The organism is Bradyrhizobium sp. LTSP849 (genome assembly GCF_000938255.1).
Lineage (GTDB): Bacteria > Pseudomonadota > Alphaproteobacteria > Rhizobiales > Xanthobacteraceae > Bradyrhizobium.
In genome coordinates, this window is the sequence record NZ_JYMR01000045.1 from 20,733 (window position 1) to 39,415 (window position 18,683).

Annotated in this window: 18 protein-coding genes and 1 tRNA gene; 14 read left to right on the top strand and 5 right to left on the bottom strand. The window is 64.0% G+C overall.

Annotated features, from left to right (window positions below; genetic code table 11):
- Positions 1–5: 5 nt before the first annotated feature.
- Both UB31_RS24425 and UB31_RS24430 read right to left on the bottom strand, forming a co-directional pair.
- Positions 6–959 (bottom strand): LysR family transcriptional regulator, encoded by a 954-nt coding sequence (locus UB31_RS24425; RefSeq protein ID WP_045012734.1) that lies wholly within the window; start codon positions 957–959, stop codon positions 6–8.
- 162 nt (positions 960–1,121) lie between these two features.
- Positions 1,122–1,211: transfer RNA gene (locus UB31_RS24430), tRNA-Ser, on the bottom strand.
- 200 nt (positions 1,212–1,411) lie between these two features.
- Between UB31_RS24430 and UB31_RS24435 the strand changes: the two genes are divergently transcribed.
- The gene (locus UB31_RS24435) at positions 1,412–2,275 is read left to right on the top strand and encodes an alpha/beta fold hydrolase (protein WP_045012735.1); all 864 of its coding nucleotides are present in this window, start codon (positions 1,412–1,414) and stop codon (positions 2,273–2,275) included.
- 167 nt (positions 2,276–2,442) lie between these two features.
- On the opposite strand, the gene UB31_RS24440 is transcribed toward UB31_RS24435, so the two are convergent.
- The gene (locus UB31_RS24440) at positions 2,443–3,591 is read right to left on the bottom strand and encodes an ROK family protein (RefSeq protein WP_045012736.1); all 1,149 of its coding nucleotides are present in this window, start codon (positions 3,589–3,591) and stop codon (positions 2,443–2,445) included.
- Between the two features lie 333 nt (positions 3,592–3,924).
- Here UB31_RS24440 and rplU point away from each other — a divergent pair, with 333 nt between their 5' ends.
- From rplU to UB31_RS24455, 3 genes are all read left to right on the top strand, one after another.
- Positions 3,925–4,317, top strand: a complete 393-nt coding sequence (rplU, locus tag UB31_RS24445; RefSeq protein WP_045004324.1) for a 50S ribosomal protein L21 — start codon at positions 3,925–3,927, stop codon at positions 4,315–4,317.
- Positions 4,318–4,414: 97 nt separating this feature from the next.
- On the top strand, positions 4,415–4,684 hold the full coding sequence (gene rpmA / locus UB31_RS24450; protein ID WP_045004325.1) for a 50S ribosomal protein L27: 270 nt from the start codon (positions 4,415–4,417) through the stop codon (positions 4,682–4,684).
- Positions 4,685–4,838: 154 nt separating this feature from the next.
- The gene (locus UB31_RS24455; protein WP_045012737.1) at positions 4,839–5,432 is read left to right on the top strand and encodes a GNAT family N-acetyltransferase; all 594 of its coding nucleotides are present in this window, start codon (positions 4,839–4,841) and stop codon (positions 5,430–5,432) included.
- 57 nt (positions 5,433–5,489) lie between these two features.
- On the opposite strand, the gene UB31_RS24460 is transcribed toward UB31_RS24455, so the two are convergent.
- The gene (locus tag UB31_RS24460; protein WP_045004327.1) at positions 5,490–6,404 is read right to left on the bottom strand and encodes a DMT family transporter; all 915 of its coding nucleotides are present in this window, start codon (positions 6,402–6,404) and stop codon (positions 5,490–5,492) included.
- A 120-nt stretch (positions 6,405–6,524) separates the two neighbouring features.
- On the opposite strand from UB31_RS24460, the gene UB31_RS24465 reads away from it, so the two are divergent.
- The 3 genes from UB31_RS24465 to UB31_RS24475 all read left to right on the top strand — a co-directional run bounded on the left by UB31_RS24465 (position 6,525) and on the right by UB31_RS24475 (position 10,187).
- Positions 6,525–7,004 (top strand): MaoC family dehydratase, encoded by a 480-nt coding sequence (locus UB31_RS24465; RefSeq protein WP_045012738.1) that lies wholly within the window; start codon positions 6,525–6,527, stop codon positions 7,002–7,004.
- Between the two features lie 264 nt (positions 7,005–7,268).
- Positions 7,269–8,309 carry a GTPase ObgE gene (gene obgE / locus UB31_RS24470; RefSeq protein WP_045012739.1) on the top strand — a complete coding sequence of 347 codons (1,041 nt, stop codon included), beginning with the start codon at positions 7,269–7,271 and terminating at the stop codon, positions 8,307–8,309.
- A 243-nt stretch (positions 8,310–8,552) separates the two neighbouring features.
- Positions 8,553–10,187 carry an alkaline phosphatase family protein gene (locus tag UB31_RS24475; protein ID WP_045012971.1) on the top strand — a complete coding sequence of 545 codons (1,635 nt, stop codon included), beginning with the start codon at positions 8,553–8,555 and terminating at the stop codon, positions 10,185–10,187.
- A 160-nt stretch (positions 10,188–10,347) separates the two neighbouring features.
- Here UB31_RS24475 and UB31_RS24480 read toward each other — a convergent pair whose 3' ends face one another.
- The gene (locus tag UB31_RS24480; RefSeq protein ID WP_045012740.1) at positions 10,348–11,313 is read right to left on the bottom strand and encodes a Bug family tripartite tricarboxylate transporter substrate binding protein; all 966 of its coding nucleotides are present in this window, start codon (positions 11,311–11,313) and stop codon (positions 10,348–10,350) included.
- A gap of 181 nt (positions 11,314–11,494) precedes the next feature.
- Here UB31_RS24480 and proB point away from each other — a divergent pair, with 181 nt between their 5' ends.
- From proB to UB31_RS24515, 7 genes are all read left to right on the top strand, one after another.
- Positions 11,495–12,616 (top strand): glutamate 5-kinase, encoded by a 1,122-nt coding sequence (proB, locus tag UB31_RS24485; protein WP_045004334.1) that lies wholly within the window; start codon positions 11,495–11,497, stop codon positions 12,614–12,616.
- 147 nt (positions 12,617–12,763) lie between these two features.
- Positions 12,764–14,059 (top strand): glutamate-5-semialdehyde dehydrogenase, encoded by a 1,296-nt coding sequence (locus UB31_RS24490; protein ID WP_045012741.1) that lies wholly within the window; start codon positions 12,764–12,766, stop codon positions 14,057–14,059.
- 23 nt (positions 14,060–14,082) lie between these two features.
- Positions 14,083–14,727 carry a nicotinate-nucleotide adenylyltransferase gene (locus UB31_RS24495; RefSeq protein WP_045012742.1) on the top strand — a complete coding sequence of 215 codons (645 nt, stop codon included), beginning with the start codon at positions 14,083–14,085 and terminating at the stop codon, positions 14,725–14,727.
- 224 nt (positions 14,728–14,951) lie between these two features.
- Positions 14,952–15,308, top strand: a complete 357-nt coding sequence (gene rsfS / locus UB31_RS24500) for a ribosome silencing factor (RefSeq protein ID WP_045004340.1) — start codon at positions 14,952–14,954, stop codon at positions 15,306–15,308.
- 97 nt (positions 15,309–15,405) lie between these two features.
- Positions 15,406–15,888: a 23S rRNA (pseudouridine(1915)-N(3))-methyltransferase RlmH gene (rlmH, locus tag UB31_RS24505; protein ID WP_045012743.1), complete on the top strand. Its 483-nt coding sequence runs from the start codon at positions 15,406–15,408 to the stop codon at positions 15,886–15,888.
- A 33-nt stretch (positions 15,889–15,921) separates the two neighbouring features.
- On the top strand, positions 15,922–17,286 hold the full coding sequence (locus tag UB31_RS24510; protein WP_045004344.1) for a murein hydrolase activator EnvC family protein: 1,365 nt from the start codon (positions 15,922–15,924) through the stop codon (positions 17,284–17,286).
- The gene (locus tag UB31_RS24515) at positions 17,283–18,641 is read left to right on the top strand and encodes a S41 family peptidase (RefSeq protein WP_045004346.1); all 1,359 of its coding nucleotides are present in this window, start codon (positions 17,283–17,285) and stop codon (positions 18,639–18,641) included. The genes UB31_RS24510 and UB31_RS24515 overlap by 4 nt, the downstream gene beginning before the upstream one ends.
- Positions 18,642–18,683 lie beyond the last annotated feature (42 nt).

The following is an 18,683-nucleotide window of genomic DNA, read 5'->3' on the forward strand; positions in this document are numbered from 1 at the left end:
GGATCTCAGCCCCTGCCGGGCACGACCGTCAGCCGGTCGGAGACCCCGCTGATGGCGGGACGCGCATCAGCGTGGGTCCGCAAATGGTCCACCAGCAGCTTCGTCACCGGCGGCAGCGACTTGTAATCGCGCACGCCCATGACCAGCTCGCGCCGCGCCCAGGACTCATCGAGCGGGACGGTGGCGAGGCTGTCGACGCCGTAGCGGTCGCGAACGATCTCGAGCGGCACGATGCCGACCCCCATCCTGGCATCGATGACGCGGAACAGCGCATCGAAACTGCTGACGCGGATGCGCACCTTCATGTGCTGCCCGAGCGCCGCGGCGGCCCTGACACACAGCGTCTCGATCGAACTGCCCTTCTCCAGACTGACGAAGTCGAAATCGACCAGCTCGCGGAAGCGAACGCTGTTACGACCCGCCAGCGGATGGTCACGCGTCACCAGCGCGACCAGGCTGTCGCTGCGATAGGACAGCAACTCCAGATCCTGTCCGTCGATGTTGCCGCCGAAGATGCCGATGTCGGCCCGGTTCTCCATCACCGCACGCACGATCGCGGGGCTGAGATCCTCCTCGATGTCGATGTGGACCAGCGGATGCTGCTCCAGGAACAGACTGAGCTCGTCCGCCAGGGCTTCGAGGATCGCGGACTTGTTGGCACAGACCCGGATCAGCCCGCGCTTGCCCTGCCGGTATCCCGTCAGTTCGGTCTCGAGCTTGCTCAAATTTCCCAGGATGACACGGGCGTGCTCGAGCAGGGCGAAACCGGCAGGTGTCGGCTCGATCCCTTTGGAATGGCGATGCAGTAGCTCGACCTTGAACAGGTCCTCGATATCCGAGATGCGGCGGCTCACCGCTGACGCGGCAATGTTCTTCTTCTCCGCCGCCTTCGCGATACTCTGCTCCTCGACGATCGCCACGAACAATTGCAGCGTCAGCAGATCGATTTTAGCCGTCATCCGGAAGATCCTCGGGAGGGGGCTTGCGAGGGGGCATTGTGGAGAAGCTTGGGGATCTGCCGCAAGTGCGGTGTCAGGCTGCGGTCCTCTAGGGACGACACCTGAGGCTGCTTTGACGCTGAGAGTCTGTATTTGGCGGGGCTTTCTCGAAGCCGTTTGTTATGGCGGAGAGGGAGGGATTCGAACCCCCGATAGGCTTGCACCTATGCCGCATTTCGAGTGCGGTGCATTCGACCACTCTGCCACCTCTCCTGAAGTGCCGATGAGGGGCAGTAACCCCTCTGGTCGGGGGCGTTAATAGGCGAGGATGGCGGGCCAGACAAGGCGCGAAAGGGGAAAATCCGCCGCCTCTTTCAGCCCCGCACCGGCTCAATTCTTGTTTGACGCGTTTTCTTGACGCGAACCGGGGTCCACTTCGCTTGAAAACGCTCTGGATGCGGGGAGGAACTGCCATGGAGCATCTCACGATCAAGGCCAATGGCGCCGATTTCCACCTGGTCCGCGCCGGACGCGGAAAACCGCTGCTTTTGCTGCATGGTTGGCCAGAATTCTGGCTGACCTGGGAGCCGGTCATGGCACGGCTCGCCGACCGTTTCATGCTGATCGCGCCCGATCTGCGCGGCTTTGGCGACAGCGACAAGCCTGACGGCCCTTACGGGCCGGACGGCCATGCGGCCGATATGCAGGCCGTGATGGACGGGCTCGGCATCGACCGATTCGGCGTGGTCGGCCATGATGTCGGCGGCGCCGTGATGCAGCCGCTCGCGCGGCAGGCTCCGGAGCGGCTAGTCGGGCTGTTCTTCTTCGATTTCGTCTATCCCGGCATCGGGCCGCGCATGGCGACACCCGACCGGCTCAATCACATCTGGTACCAGTCCTTTCAGCAGATGGAGATGGCGCCCGCGCTCGTTGGCGCGAGCCGGGAGAGCTGCCGGCTCTATATCTCGCACTTCCTGAAGGGCTGGACGCATCGGAAGAATGCCTTCGATGACGTGCTCGACGATTTCGTCGACAATTTCTTCAAGCCGGGCAATCTCGCGGGCGGATTTGCGCATTATCGCGCGTCGCATGCAGGCCGCGTCGCGATGATGAAGGGCGAAGCCGCGCCGATGCCACCGATCTCTGTGCCGACCTGCGTGCGCTGGGCCGAGCACGATCCGCTGTTTCCCTATGCCTGGACTGACCGGCTGCCTGGGACCTTCAGCAATGTGGATGTTGCGATGTTTCCCGACGTCGGACACTTCCCGCATCGCGAGGATCCGGATCGCGCAGCCGCGGAGATCGCGGGGTTCTTTCAGCGGATTGGCTGGAACTGAAAACAGGGGTGGGACCGCCAGACGCGGTAAACACTGGCGGTCCCGTGCCGCTCATTGAAAACTGACCAGGAAGGGCGGCTTCGCCGGCCAGGTGAGGCGACGATTCGACCGTAGCGTGTGACCTGTGCACCGCAACGCAATCCGTCCCTTAACCTAACCAGTCAAGGTTACTCCTTGTCGGACTTATTGCTTTCCTTGGCCTTTTTCTTCCCGTTCTCAGTAGAATCCCGGTCTTTGTCTTTGCCGTTACCTTCCTTGCGGCGGTTGGTGAAACGCGCATTGCCGAGGCCGGTGCCGATGGTGAGCACGCCCCAGCGGTCGACATCCTGCATGAACGGCACCTCCGAGAGGCCCTGAACCACGCCGTCATTGTGCATCAAAATCGCGGTGTCGTGCTCGCCGATCTGCGGAATGCCCTCGATCAGGCTCGCCGGGAGGTTGAACTTGCTGCTCTCCCAATTGCCCGGCAGGTTCTGCGCGCCCTTCTCGATCGAACCGTCCTCGTTGATCACGCCGGGACAGGCGATGCCGATGAAAGGCGCGAGCTTGAAGCCTTCGTTCTCAGCCTCCGTGATCAGTCCCTTCAGCATTTTGGTCAGCCGCTTCACCGCACCCTCTCGCGTCGGCTCGTCGTCGGCATGGCGCCACAGCTCGGATTTCCACACTCCCGCTTTCGACAGATCCTTGGCCTTCTTCCAGCGCGTCTCAACCAAACCGCAGCGGATGTTGGTGCCGCCGATGTCGACGGCGAGGATGCTGTCATGGGCCTCGAAGATCCAGGAGGGCGCCAGATGCAGCGCGCCGATCAGGCCGGCCTCATCCGGATGGGCGCGGATCGGCACCATGTCGATTTTGAAATCCTCGGATTTCAGGATGATCTGGGTGCGCGCGATCGCGAGCTCGCCGAGCCTTGAATCGCGGAAACCGCCGCCGACCACGATGCACTCGGTCTTGGCCCAGGCCTTGGTCTTGAGGAAGCGCCGCGTGACATAGGCGAGCTCCTGGGCGAAATCCTCGATCGCGCTGTGCACGATCGCGGAGGCCTCGGTGTCGTCGCCGACCAGGATGGCATCCAGCGTCTTCTTGCTGATCTGGTCCGACGGTTCGTCGCCGAAGGGGTCTTCGCCGGATTTGCGCAGCGGCTTGCGCCAGCGGTCGAGAATCTCGCGGAACGCGCCCTTGCTGGCGCGGTCGCCGAGAAAGCCGTCCTCGTCCTTGATCTCGATGTTGAAGCTGTCGACATCCACCGACGGCAGCCGCCCGGCGCCGTGATGGGCGATGCCCGTCGTCGTCTTGACCAGCTCGTCCGTTGCCATGAAAAGCCCCTTGCCCGTGTCCAAATTCGCGGGGACAACGGCGATGGAACCCGTTGGTTGCAAAGCCGGCCGCGGATTCGGCCAGCCCCGCAGACCCGCTCAAATCCTTCTAATCCGGGCCTTTTCGCCCGCTTTTCCTTGACTCTCGGCGATCGGCGGCTATAAGTCCCACAACCGGCGCGGGGCGTTTCTCGCGCCGCTTGTTTTTGCGTTGGTTTTCAAAGGGATAACTCCCGCCCGCACAAAACTCGCATAAACCCATAGCGACTGACAAAAAGCCGACCCCGACGAATTTCGTCGCGAGGCCGGGAATGAACACGAAGGAAAACAACGATGTTCGCAGTCATCAAAACCGGCGGCCGGCAGTACCGCGTCGTTCCGGATGATGTCTTGGAAGTAGGCAAGATCGAAGGCGAAGTCGGCACGATCATTCAGCTGACTGAAGTTCTGGTGGTCGGTGGCGATACGCCGATCCTGGGTCTGCCGACGGTTGCAGGTGCATCCGTGGCCGTCGAGGTGCTCGACCACAAGCGCGGACCGAAGGTCATCGCGTTCAAGAAGCGCCGCCGCAAGAATTCGCGCCGCAAGCGCGGCTACCGCGACGAGATCACGGTGCTGCGCATCAGCGAGATCCTGACCGACAACGCCAAGCCCACCAAGGGGCCGCGTCCGAAGCGGGAGAAGGTCGTCAAGGAGCCGGCGAAGGAAGAAGCCGACGCCGCATAATTTGATCACGCCAATTCACGAATTGATGCGTGAAAAATTGTGAAATGATTCCGTCAAGGAATTGATCTAGACATACGCAAGGTTTCGGAGACGGGCTATGGCTCACAAAAAAGCAGGCGGTTCATCGCGCAACGGTCGCGATTCAAAAGGCAAGCGCCTCGGTATCAAGGCGTTCGGCGGGGAAGTTGTGATTCCCGGCAACATCATTGCGCGTCAGCGCGGCACCACCTGGCACCCCGGCCTTAATGTCGGCATGGGCACGGACCACACTTTGTTCGCCAAGGTCGAGGGTCGCGTCACGTTCCAGGCCAAAGCCAACGGCCGCACCTTTGTATCGGTGCTTCCGCTCGCAGAGGCAGCTGAATAGACGGTGGATCAAATTTGGAGTCCGCCGGGTCCCTGACCGAACCGGCGGAGTCCTCAAGATCGAAAGATCGAAGGCTCCAGGGGAGGCGGGAAACCGGCCTCCCCTTTCGTTTGACTTGCTCACTTTTAACTTAGTGACTTCGACGGAGCCGGACATGTTGCAGGATTTTTCGAGCGTGACCTTGCGGGAGGCGAGACCGAGCGTCGTCGCCACCGAGCGGCTGACCTTGCGGCGGCCGACACTCGCCGACGTCAGGACCATTTCCCTCCTCGCCAACGACCGCCGTGTCGCGGAAAACACCCGCCGCCTGCCGCATCCCTATTCGCAAGACGACGCCGTCGAATTCATCCGCGCCACCGCCGAGCTCGGCAGCGAGACCGTATTCCTGATCGAGCACGACACCACGCCGGTCGGCATGGTCGGGATCGACTGTTCGACGCCCGACAATGCCGAGCTCGGCTATTGGCTCGGCGTCGAACACTGGGGCCGGGGCTTTGGCACCGAAGCCGCGCGCGGCGCGATCGACTTCTTCTTCGAGGAGTTCGAGGACGATCATCTCTATGCGGGCGCGCGCGTCACCAATCCGACGTCACGCAATGTGCTCGAGAAGTGCGGCTTCCAGTGGAGCGGCGTCCAGCTGCACCGTTTCCTGGCGCTGGGCTCGTCCACGCCGGTCGACTGCTTCCGCCTCTCGCGCGGGGTGTGGGCGTCGTTGAAGAGCTGGAGCAGTGCGAGACGGGTGAGGTAGGGCCAACTCTTACCGCGTGTCGTCCCGGCGCAGGCCGGGACGACACTGTGGGCGTGTTTACGCCGGCGGATTAACGTCCACAGCGCCCCGCCCGAGATCGCGCTCGCGCAAGTAAATATAGAACCCGGCGCCGATGATGATGGCGGCGCCGACGATGGTGGCGATTTTTGGCACGTCGCCGAACACGACGAAGCCGAAGATCACGGCCCAGACGATCATCGAATATTGGTAGGGCACCACGACGCTCGCCGGCGCGAGCTTGAGCGACCGGTTGACGCAAAACAGCGCCGTCACCGAGATGCACCCGGCAAGCGTGAAGATCACCAGGCTGCCCGGCGTCGGCGGCACCCAGTGGAATGCAGACAGCACCGCGCCCAGCAGGAACGTGCCGACGAATTGCGAGGACGCCATCACGATGTCAGGCGTCTTGCGCAGGCTGCGCGTGATCAGCATCAGCGTCGCAAACGACAGGCTGCCGCCGAGCGCAATCAACGCCGGCAGGCTGACCGTCTGCGCCGACGGCCGCAGCGCTATCAGGACGCCGCAGAAGCCGATCAGGATAGCCGTCCAGCGCCGCCAGCCGACGCGCTCGCCCAGAAAGATCGCCGACATCGCGGTGACGAAGATCGGGCCAGCGAGATAATAGGTGATGACGTCGGCGAGCGGCAGATAGACGGACGCGAGGAAGAACCCCGCCACATCCAGCGTCGACAGTGTGACGCGTAACAGCTGGAGCCACGGCCGCTCGAGGTGAAAGAAGTCGTGACGCTGACGCCAGATCAGTGGCGACATCAGCAGCAGCGCCGCGCAGGCGCGCAGGAACAGCAGCTGCCCCACCGAATAAGTCCCGACCAGGAACTTGCCCATGGCGTCGCCGAACGAGAACATGAAGATCGCCAGCACCATCAGTGCAATGCCGGCCAGCCGCGCTGAGCGGTCGTCATAGGCGGAGAGATTCTTGAACAGGGGCATCGAGCGCCGTTGTAATGACGCAGGCGCCCGCGACAAGCCCACGCAAGACGAATTGAACGGATTGTCGCACTCTTTGCGTCGCGGTAGCGGTAGGCGCCGCACCGACGAAAGAGTTCAGCCATGGCCGACTTCGATCCGACCCAGCATCGCATGATCCCCACACAACGCTGGTTTGAGGATTTCGTCGTCGGCGAGCGCTTCGTGCTGCCGAGCCGCACCCAGACCTCGGCGGTGTTCGCGGCGTTCCAGACCGCGAGCGGCGACACCCACCCGGTGCATTATGACGTGGAATATTGCCGCAGCCGCGGCATGCCGCATCTGCTCGCGCACGGTTTCCAGACCCTGATCCACACCGCGCCCGGCGCGGGCCTGTTTCCGTTCATGGTCGAGGACTCCCTGGTCGGCTTCCTCGAGCAATCGAGCCGGTTCCTCAAGCCCGTCTTTGCCGATGACACGATTTATCCCGCGCTCGAGGTGACCGAGCTCACCCCGGGCCGTTCGACCGGCGTGGTGACGCTCGCAAGTACCATCTACAACCAGCGCAAGGAGCTGGTGCTTGAAGGGGCGCAGAAATTCCTGATCCGCCGCCGGCCGCTCTGACGTCGTCCTGGCGAAAGCCAGGACCCATACCGCGTGATCTATCGATGAACACAGGTGCTCGTACCGCGTGAGACCTGTTCACTGCCAGTCTTCGCCAAACTCCTCCCTGTGGTTATGGGTCCCGGATCTGCGCTTCGCTTGTCCGGGACGACGAGTGGGGCCGCCGGCCGACTGGTTAAGCACGGGCCGAAATTCGCGGAAATTCCGCCGATTTGCGGGTAAGTCCGGGTTGCCGCGCGGGACCGGCTGGCCTACCTATGGCCCATGAAATTCCTTGACGAAGCAAAGGTCTATATCCGCTCCGGCGACGGCGGAAACGGCTGCGTGGCGTTCCGCCGCGAAAAATTCATCGAATTCGGCGGCCCCTCCGGCGGCAATGGCGGCCGCGGCGGCAGTGTCATCCTCGAAGTCGCCGACGGGCTGAACACGCTGATCGACTACCGCTACCAGCAGCATTTCAAGGCCCAGAAGGGCGAGAACGGCGCAGGCTCGGACCGCCATGGCGCCAACGGCAAGCCGATCACGCTGAAGGTCCCGATGGGCACGCAGATCTTCGACGAAGACCGCGAGACGCTGATCCACGACTTCACCAATGTCGGCGAGAAATTCGTGCTGGCCGAAGGCGGCAATGGCGGCTTCGGCAACGCGCATTTCAAGTCCTCGACCAACCGCGCGCCGCGCAACGCCAATCCCGGCCAGCCCGGCGAGGAGCGCTGGATCTGGCTGCGGCTGAAGCTCATCGCCGACGCCGGCCTGGTCGGCCTGCCCAATGCCGGCAAATCGACCTTCCTCTCCAAGGTCAGCGCGGCCAAGCCGAAGATCGCCGACTATCCCTTCACCACGCTGCATCCACAGCTCGGCGTCGTGAACTCCGACGGCCGCGAATTCGTGCTGGCCGACATTCCTGGTCTGATCGAAGGCGCGCATGAAGGCGCAGGCCTGGGCGATCGCTTCCTCGGCCATGTCGAGCGCTGCCGCGTGCTGCTGCATCTCATCGATGCGACCTGCGAGCACGCGGGCAAGGCCTACAAGACGGTGCGCAACGAGCTCGATGCCTATGGCGGGCTGCTGACCGACAAGATCGAGATCGTCGCGCTGAACAAGACCGACGCGGTCGAGCCGGACGAGCTGAAGAAGCAGAAAGACCGGCTGAAGCGCGCCGCCAAGAAGACGCCGCTGCTGATGTCGGGAATCACCGGTGAGGGCGTCAAGGAAGCACTGCGCGCGCTCGTCGAAGTGATTGGCGAGGCCCCGGTCTCCGCCAAGGCGAAGAGCACAGCCGAAGCGGAGCCCTGGTCGGCTTGAACTCTCTCCCCAATGTCGTCCCGGCGAAGGCCGGGACCCATACCGCGAGATCTGTCGATCGCGAATGGTGGGAGTACCGAACCGCTAGTCGTCGCCAAATTACTCCCTGGGGTTATGGGTCCCGGCCTTCGCCGGGACGACAAGGAATGTGAGGCCGCGGACTCGCGCATCCCTCCGGGAGAGGTTGTCATCGCGCCCTCCATGGCGCAGCATTCAATAATCAAGAAGCGGCAGGGGCGGAGCATGGCGCGCGCGAAGAACGTTCTCTGGATCATGTGCGACCAGCTTCGCTATGACTATCTCGGCTGCACCGGTCACCCCACGCTGAAGACGCCGAACATCGACGCCATGGCAAAGCGCGGCGTGCTGTTCAGCAAGGCTTACGTGCAATCGCCGATCTGCGGCCCGTCGCGGATGTCGTTCTACACCGGCCGCTACATGCGCTCGCACGGCTCGCACTGGAACGGCTGGCCGCTGCGCGTCGGTGAGCCCACGCTCGGCGATCACCTGAAAAAGATCGGCGTGCGCAATGTGCTGGTCGGCAAGACCCACATGGCGCCCGACCTCGAAGGCATGAAGGCGCTCGGCATCCCGCCGGAATCGATGATCGGCGTGCACGTCGCCGAATGCGGTTTTGAACCGTACGAGCGCGACGACGGGCTGCATCCGACGGGACGGCCGCGCCCGAAATACGACGAGTATCTGCGCAGCCAAGGATTCGAGGCAACCAACCCCTGGGAGCACTGGGCCAATTCGGGTGACGCCGGCGACGGCTCATTGCACAACGGCTGGCTGCTGGTCCACGCCGACAAGGCGGCGCGCGTGCCGGACGAGCACTCCGAGACGCCCTACATGACGCGCCGCGCGATGGACTTCATCACCGAGGCCGAGACCGACGGCAGGCCCTGGTGCCTGCACCTGTCCTACATCAAGCCGCACTGGCCCTATATCGCGCCCGAACCCTACGCGAGCATGTATTCGACGGATGACATGATTCCAGTCATCCGCTCCGAGCGCGAGCGCCAGAATCCGCATCCGGTGTTCGGCGCCTATATGGACATGCGCTACTCCCGCAACATGGCGCGGGACGAGGCCCGCGAAAAGGTGATCCCGACCTATATGGGCCTGATCACCCAGATCGACGACCAGATGGGCGTGCTGATGAAATTCCTGGAGGAACGCGACCTCCTCGAAACCACCATGATCGTATTCACGTCCGATCATGGCGATTATCTCGGCGATCACTGGATGGGCGAGAAGGACCTGTTCCACGAGCAATCGGCCAAAATTCCGCTGATCGTCATCGATCCCTCCAAGGAAGCCGACGCGACGCGCGGCACACGCAGCGATGCGCTGGTCGAGGGCATCGATCTCGCGCCGACTTTCGTCGATTATTTCGGCGGCAAGGTGCCGGGCCACATTCTCGAAGGCCGCTCGCTGCTGCCGCTATTGCGCGGGCCCACGCCTTCCGATTGGCGCAAGGTCGCCTTCTCCGAATACGACTACGCGATGCAGGACGTGCGGCTGAAGCTGAACCAGCCGATCGAGCGCTGCCGCCTGTTCATGGTGTTCGACGGCCGCTGGAAATACATCCACGCCTCCGGCTTCCGCCCGATGCTGTATGACCTCGAGACCGATCCGGAAGAGTTTTTGGATCGCGGTGACGATCCCGAATGCGCCGGCGTTATCGCGCGGTTGCAGGCAGAGCTGTTCGACTGGGCGCTGCATCCGAACGACCACATCACCACACCCCGCGAGAAGATCGCGAACTATGCCGACAGCCAGCTCCAGGTGAAGGGCGGGATTTTGATCGGCATCTGGGACGAGGCCGAGCTTGCGTCGATCAAGGACGGGATCGCGCAGCGCGCGAAGCTGTGAGTTTGTCTTCGCCTCTCCCCGCTTGCGGGGAGAGGCCGGATCGCATCGTCAGATGCGATCCGGGTGAGGGGGACTCTCCGCGAGCCCAACTGCCACCGTCCCCGCAGAGACTCCCCCTCACCCCGACCCTCTCCCCGCAAGCGGGGCGAGGGAGAGGGATTCAATTCTCGATCTTGTATCCCGTCGCCGTCACGATCGGCTGCCAGAACGCCGTGTTCGCGGCGAGCTCCTTGGACAGACTTTCGGCATTGCTGCCCACCGGAATCAAGCCGATCGCGGTGAGCCTTTCCTTCACGTCAGGCTTGGCGAGCGCCGCGCTCGCGGCAGCGCCGAGCTTGCTTGCGAATTCCGGCGGGCTGCCGGCGGGGAGCCACATGCCGTACCAGGCATCCGCGACGAGATCGATGCCGCTCTCCTTCAGCGTCGGGACTTCTGGCGCGAAGGGCGAACGCTCCGCGCTCGAGACCGCAATGATGGTCACGCCCTTGGCGCGATGCTGTGGCAGTGCGTCGGCCAACGTCGTGATCCCGAACGAGATGTGGCCGCCGATGATGTCGTTGAGGATCGGTGCGCTGCCGCGATAGGGCACGCGGGTCAAGGGAATGCCGAGATCCTTCTCCAGTTTCGATCCGGCAAAATGCGGAATGGTGCCGTTGCTCGGTACCCCGAACGACGTCTTGTCGGGATGCGCCTTCAGCCACGCCACGAATCCTTTGAAATCCGTGACATCGACTGCCGGACCGACCACGAGCGCGAACTCGAACCGCGCCAGGAGCGACACCGGCACAAAGTCCTTGGCGGTGTCGAAGCTCGGCACCGTCTCCACCATCGGCAGCAGGTACATGGTCGGACCCGTCGTCACCAGCACCATGCTGCCGTCGGGGCTTGCGCCCTTCACCGCCTTGATGCCGATCAGGCCGTCGCCGCCGGTGCGGTTCTCGACCACGATGGTCCGTTGCAGCACCGGGGCCATCTCCTGCGCGATCAGGCGGCATAGCGTATCGCCGCCGGCCCCCGCTGCGAACGGAAAGATGATTTTGGTGAGCCCGGCCTGCGCCTGTGCCCCGCCTGCCTGCGCGAGCAGCGGCAGCCCCAGACATCCGGCGACGAAATTGCGGCGATCCATTCGTTTCCTCGTTTGGCCCACTATAGTTGGCTGCAATTAGAGCCAGGCGGGCGTCCCGGACAAGGCCGTTTACCGGGCCTGCCGCCTTGCGCCGGCCATCGTCCTGCTGCAAAAGCAGGCCTCATCGGCGCCGCCTGTCGCTCCGCCGTCTTTCGAAGCAGAGCAATTCGTCGCACGCGCCATGGCCAGCCCCGAACTCAGTCAATTCCGCCGCATCGTCGTCAAGGTCGGCTCCGCGCTACTGGTCGATTCCGATAAGGGTGAGGTGCGGGCGTCCTGGCTCGCCGCGCTCGCCGACGACATGGCCAAGCTGCATCGCGAGGGCCGCGACGTGCTCGTCGTCTCCTCGGGATCGATCGCGCTCGGCCGCAGCCGGCTCAAGTTGCCGCGCGGGCCGCTGAAGCTGGAAGAGAGCCAGGCCGCCGCCGCTGTCGGCCAGATCGAACTCGCGCGGATCTGGTCGGAGGTGCTCGGCGCCCACGGCATCGGCGCCGGCCAGATCCTGGTGACGCTCCAGGACACCGAGGAGCGCCGCCGCTACCTCAATGCGCGCTCCACCATCGGCAAGCTGCTGGAGTGGCGCGCCATCCCCGTGATCAACGAGAATGACACGGTCGCCACCAACGAGATCCGCTATGGCGACAACGACCGCCTCGCCGCGCGCGTCGCCACCATGGCGAGCGCCGATTTGCTCGTGCTGCTGTCCGATATCGACGGGCTCTACGACGCTCCGCCGAAGAACAACCCGAACGCAAAGCTCATTCCCGTCGTCGACAGCATCACCTCGGAGATCGAGGCTGTGGCGGGAGACGCCGAATCCGAGCTGTCGCGCGGCGGCATGCGCACCAAGGTCGAGGCGGCCAAGATCGCCACCACCGGCGGCACGCATATGCTGATCGCCTCCGGCAAGATCGAGCATCCGTTGCAGGCGATCGCCAATGGCGGCCGCTGCACCTGGTTCCTGACGCCGGCCAATCCCATCACCTCACGAAAACGCTGGATCGCGGGCACGCTGGAGCCGAAGGGGACGCTGACCATCGACGCCGGCGCGGTGACGGCGCTGCGCGCCGGCGCCAGCCTGTTGCCGGCCGGCGTGATCAAGGTCGAGGGCCAGTTCGCCCGCGGCGACGCGGTGATCGTGCGCGGCCCCGACACCAGCGAAATCGGCCGCGGCCTGATCGCCTATGACGCCGAGGTTGCCGAGCGGATCAAGGGCCGCTCCTCCCCGGACGTCATGACCATCCTCGGCAGCAGCGGCCGCTCCGAGATGATCCACCGCGACGATCTGGTGGTGGGCGGGTAAGGCCGCAACGGCCGCTTTTTCACGGAATTTGCTAGGCCAATGACCTAGCCGGCACGCGGCCGGGAGACCAGCCATACCCTCCCGACCCTTCGCAGAAGCGGGATTTCCGTGCTAGGACACTGCCTTAGCAGAAGGTTGAACTCTCCTATGGCCGCCCCCCTCAAAGCCGTCGACGGCAATGCCGATCTCCAGGCGCTGATGACCGATCTTGGCACCCGTGCCCGCGCTGCCGCGCGCGTGCTGGCGCTGGCGCCGCCGGAGCAGAAGAACCGGGCGCTGGAAGCCATGGAGCGGGCGATCCGCCAGAATGCGGCGGCGATCCTTGCCGCCAATGCCGAGGACGTCGCGGAGGCGCGCGCGTCCAGCAACATGACGGCGTCCTTCATCGACCGCCTTACCCTGACGCCGGCGCGTGTCGAGGCGATGGCCGAAGGCATCGGCATCGTGCGCGGTATCGCTGATCCCGTCGGTGTCGTCACCGAGAGCTGGCAGCGGCCGAACGGCATGACCATCGAGCGCGTACGCGTGCCGCTCGGCGTCGTCGGCGTGATTTTTGAGAGCCGACCCAATGTTGCAGCAGACGCCGGCGTGCTGTGTCTGAAGGCGGGCAATGCCGTGATCCTGCGCGGCGGCTCCGACAGTTTTCGTTCGTGTCGCGCCATCCATGAGTGCCTGGTGCAGGGCCTGCGTGAAGCCGGACTGCCCGAGGCCGCGATCACGCTGGTGCCAACGCGCGACCGCGCGGCGGTCGGCATGATGCTGTCCGGGTTGAACCGCGCGATCGACGTCATCGTGCCGCGCGGGGGAAAAAGCCTCGTCGCGCGCGTCGAGGCCGAAGCACGCGTGCCGGTGTTCGCCCATCTCGAAGGCGTCAACCACGTCTACATCGATACCAGCGCCGACCTCGCCATGGCCAAGTCGATCGTCCTCAACGCCAAGATGCGCCGCACCGGCGTCTGCGGCGCGGCCGAGACGCTGCTGGTCGATCGCGCCGCTGCGGCCTCGAGCCTGAAGCCGCTGGTCGAGATGCTGATCGAGGCCGGCTGCGAAGTGCGCGGCGACGACGCCGTGCAGAAGGCCGATGCGCGCGTAAAACCTGCGAGCGCTGACGATTGGGACACCGAATATCTCGACGCGATCATCGCGGCGAAAGTGGTCGACGGCGTCGACGGCGCGATCGCGCATATCCAGAACCACGGCTCGCAGCACACCGATGCGATCGTGAGTGAGGATCAGGCGGCTGCGACGAAATTCCTGAGCGAGGTCGATTCCGCGATCGTGTTGCATAACGCCTCGACGCAGTTCGCCGATGGCGGCGAGTTCGGCTTCGGCGCCGAGATCGGCATCGCGACTGGGCGATTTCATGCCCGCGGCCCGGTCGGCGCCGAGCAGTTGACCAGCTTCAAGTATCGCGTCCACGGCACAGGTCAGACGCGGCCGTAAGTCATGTCGCGAGGCGCGGGGCATTGAGTAACAATTTCGTCGCGCCACGTTTCTTTGCGCAGGCCATACCACCCTATACCGAGGGCATGCGTATCGGCCTGCTCGGCGGCTCGTTCAATCCGCCGCATCAGGCCCATCGCGCCATCAGCCAATTCGCGCTGAAACGCCTTCAGCTCGATCGCGTGTGGTGGCTGGTGACGCCGGGCAATCCGCTGAAGGAGAACGGCACGCTGCATGAGCTCGGCGAGCGCATGCAGGCCGCGCGCGACGTCGCTAACGATTCCAGGATCGAGGTGAGCTGTCTCGAATCCGTCATTCGTACGCGCTACACTATCGACACGATCAACATTTTGCGCCGCCGTCTCAGTGGCTTGCGCTTTGTCTGGATTATGGGCGCCGATAACCTCGCTCAATTCCATCGTTGGCAGCACTGGCGGCGCATCGCCGACCAGGTGCCGATTGCGGTCATCGATCGCCCGCCACAGAGTTTTCGCGCCCTCGCCTCGCCGGCTGCCCAGGCGCTTTCGCGCTATCGCATGCCCGAGAATAAGGCAGCATTGCTTGCGGACCAGCGGGCGCCCGCCTGGGTCTTCCTGACCGGATTGAAGCTGAATCTCTCCTCGACGGGCTTACGGAACCCGGACGGGAGCTGGAAAGGTACGAAGTGAGACGGAGTGTGCGGAAGTCGTGTGGATTTTGGGGCTCTCTGGCATATTGAAACCCTTAACCCCACATGATGTAGTGTAACCAGTGAGGGCCGGATTCGGCCTTCGCGATACAGTGAAAGGAATGGTCCCTGGCCACGTCTGTATTGTCCAAGTCAGCTTCACCCAAGTCTGTTTTACCCAAGGCAACGAAACCGGCGCGTAAAACATCGACCAAAGCTGCGGCCTTGAAGGCGCAACCCGACGCCGACAAGACGCTGAGCCTGATCCTCTCCCGCCTCGAGGACATGAAGGCGGAAGAGACGGTCACCATCGACCTTCGCGGCAAATCGGCATACTCCGACTACATGATCGTCACCACGGGCCGGGCCAACCGGCACGTTGGCGCGATCGCGGAGAACGTGACGAAGAGCCTCAAGGAAACCGGCATCAAGAACATCCATGTCGAGGGCATGCCCAATTGCGACTGGGTGCTGATCGATTCCGGCGATGTGATCGTGCACGTGTTCAGACCCGAGGTCCGCGAGTTCTACAGTCTGGAAAGATTGTACACGCAGGGCCCAGGGGCGGCGAAGGCGATCTAGAGGCCTGACGAGCCGATTTCGAATCGGCTGACGCGCATGCTAGCGTCGTGCGCGCGCATCATGCGCGCGGTCTTGGAAACGCGACCCTGAAAACATCATGCGTGTTGCTGTCATTGCGGTGGGCCGGCTGAAGCAGGGCCCCGAACGGGAGCTTGCCGACCGCTATTTCGAGCGGTTCGACGAAGCCGGCCGCAAGCTCGGATTCCGCGAGCTCTCCGTCCACGAAATTCCCGAAAGCCGTGCCCGCGATACCGCGACGCGGATGGCTGAGGAGGCCGCGGCGATCTCCGCGCATATTCCGGACAAGTCGATCCTGGTGGCGCTGGACGAACGCGGCCAGAATCTCGATTCCACCGTATTCGCACGGAATCTCGGACGCTGGCGCGACGAGGGCACCGGTCATACTATCTTCGTGATCGGAGGGGCGGACGGACTTTCGCCCGAATTGCGCCGTAAGGCCAAGCTCGCGATCGCGTTCGGCTCTGCGACCTGGCCGCATCAAATGGTCCGCGTCATGCTTCTGGAACAGCTTTATCGGGCCGCCACCATTCTGGCCGGCCATCCCTATCACCGCGCGTGATGCGCGCCACAACGAGCACCTTTGCTTAAAGCGATGCGAGCGCCGATCCTCAATTTGTTGCTGATTGCAAGCTGCGCTGGCGCAAGCCTCTTCGCTGAAGAAAGCCTCGCGCAAGCTCAGACGGCGACGCCGGCGCCACAGACCGCAGCCATTTCACCCGACGCCATCAAGCAGCGCGAGCAGGAGCTCGAAGCCGCGCGCGCGAGCAAGAAGAGCGCGGAGGAAGCGCAAGCCAAGCTGAAAAGCGAGATCACTGCGCTTGGCCAGGACCGCACCCAGTTCAATCAGCAATTGATCGACACCGCCGCCAATGTCCGCGCCGTCGAGACCAAGATCGACGAGGCCGAAGCGCGGCTGCGGACGTTGAACGGCCGCGAGCAGGAGACACGCGCCTCGCTTGATTCGCGCCGCGCCGACATCGTCGAGGTGCTGGCGGCCTTGCAGCGCGCCGGCCGGCGCACGCCGCCGGCGCTCTTGGTGCGGCCCGAAGACGCGCTGCAATCCCTGCGCACCGCGATGCTGCTCGGCGCCGTCGTGCCGGAATTGCGCGGCCGCGCTGAAAAGATCGCAGGCGAGCTTGGCGAGCTCGTTGTCTTGCGCAAGAGCATCGCCGCCGAGCGCGACCAGCTCGCCTCCGACCGCGACAGGGTCCGCAACGACCAGACCCGGCTCACCGCCCTGGTCGACGAACGGCAGCGCCAGCAGTCGGCGCGGGAAAAGGACCTCGACGCCGAGAATTCGCGCGCGATCACGCTGTCAAAGCAGGTCGGCGATCTCCAGGGGCTGATCGCCAAGATGGAGCAGGACCTGCAAAGCGCCGCCAAGGCCGCTGAGAAGGCGGCTGAGGCCGCAAAGCAGGCCGAGGCCAAGGAGGCCAAGGCAGCTGCAAACGCGGCCGCCAACGCCAAGCCCGGCCCGGCCACTTTCAAGGACCGTTCCCGGACCACCCCGGCGATTCTCTTCGCCTCGGCCAAGGGCCTGCTGCCCTTGCCGGTTAACGGTAACAAGATCAGGGACTTTGGCGGTTCCGACGGGGTCGGCGGGGTCCAGAAGGGCATTTCACTGGCGACCAGGCCCGGTTCGCAGGTCACAACGCCGTGTGACGGCTGGGTGGTCTATGCCGGACCGTTCCGCAGCTATGGACAACTCTTGATCCTCAATGCCGGGGGCGGGTATCATGTCCTGATCGCCGGGATGGAGCGCATTTCGGTAAACATCGGCCAGTTTGTGCTCACGGGGGAGCCGGTCGCGACCATGGGGTCGACTTCTCAAGTCGCCTCCATTCTTGCCACGAACGCGAGTCAACCTGTGCTCTATGTCGAGTTCCGCAAAGACGGCACTCCAATCGATCCAGGCCCATGGTGGGCCGCAAATGAAGGCGAGAAGGTTCGCGGATGATGCGCAAGACTTCAGTTATCCTCCTCAGCGCTGCCACCGGTGCGGCGCTGACGCTGTTCGTGACCCAGCCGCGCGCGGTGTTCATGGGCTCCAGCGCGCGAGCCGCGACCGCGGACACCTATCGCCAGCTCAATCTGTTCGGCGACGTCTTCGAGCGCGTGCGTTCGGACTATGTCGAGAAGCCCGACGACACCAAGCTGATCGAGTCCGCCATCAGCGGCATGCTCTCCGGCCTCGATCCGCATTCGAGCTACATGGATGCCAAGAGCTTCCGCGACATGCAGGTGCAGACCCGCGGTGAGTTCGGCGGCCTCGGCATTGAGGTCACGATGGAAGACGGCCTGATCAAGGTGGTCTCGCCGATCGACGACACGCCTGCTTCGCGCGCCGGCGTCATGGCCAACGACATCATCACCAATCTCGACGAGGAGGCGGTGCAGGGCCTGACCCTGAACCAGGCGGTCGAGAAGATGCGCGGCCCCGTCAACACCAAGATCAAGCTCAAGATCATCCGCAAGGGCCAGGACAATCCGATCGACGTCACGCTGGTGCGCGACAACATCCGCGTCCGTTCGGTGCGTGCTCGCATCGAGGCCGACGACATCGCCTATATCCGCATCACCACCTTCAACGAGCAGACCACCGAAGGCCTGAAGAAGGAGGTCGCCAACCTCTCGAATCAGATCGGCGACAAGTTGAAGGGCTACGTCATCGACCTCCGCAACAATCCGGGCGGCCTGCTCGAGGAAGCGGTCACCGTGTCTGACTCGTTCCTGGAGAAGGGCGAGATCGTGTCGACCCGCGGCCGCAATGCCGAGGAGACCCAGCGCCGCACTGCGCATTCAGGCGACCTCACCAAGGGCAAGCCGGTGATCGTGCTGGTCAACGGCGGCTCTGCTTCGGCGTCTGAAATTGTCGCCGGCGCGCTCCAGGACCACAAGCGCGCGACCATCGTCGGCACGCGTTCGTTCGGCAAGGGCTCGGTGCAGACCATCATCCCGCTCGGTTCGGGCAATGGCGCGCTGCGTCTGACCACGGCGCGCTACTACACGCCGTCGGGCAAGTCGATCCAGGCCAAGGGCATCGTGCCCGACATCGAAGTGCTCCAGGACGTGCCGGATGAACTGAAGTCCCGCACCGACACCAAGGGCGAGGCTTCGCTGCGCGGCCATCTCAAGAACGATGGCGACGAGAAGACCGGCTCGCAGTCCTACGTCCCGCCGGACGCCAAGGACGACAAGGCGCTCAAGATGGCCGATGATCTGCTCCATGGCATCAAGAACAGCGCCTCCGCGGCGCCCACGCCGGGCACCACCGACAAGGCGGCGGCCGACAAGCCGAAAGCTGCGAACTAAGCGCTTTATCCGATCTGTCGAAAAGGGCGGCTCCTGGAGCCG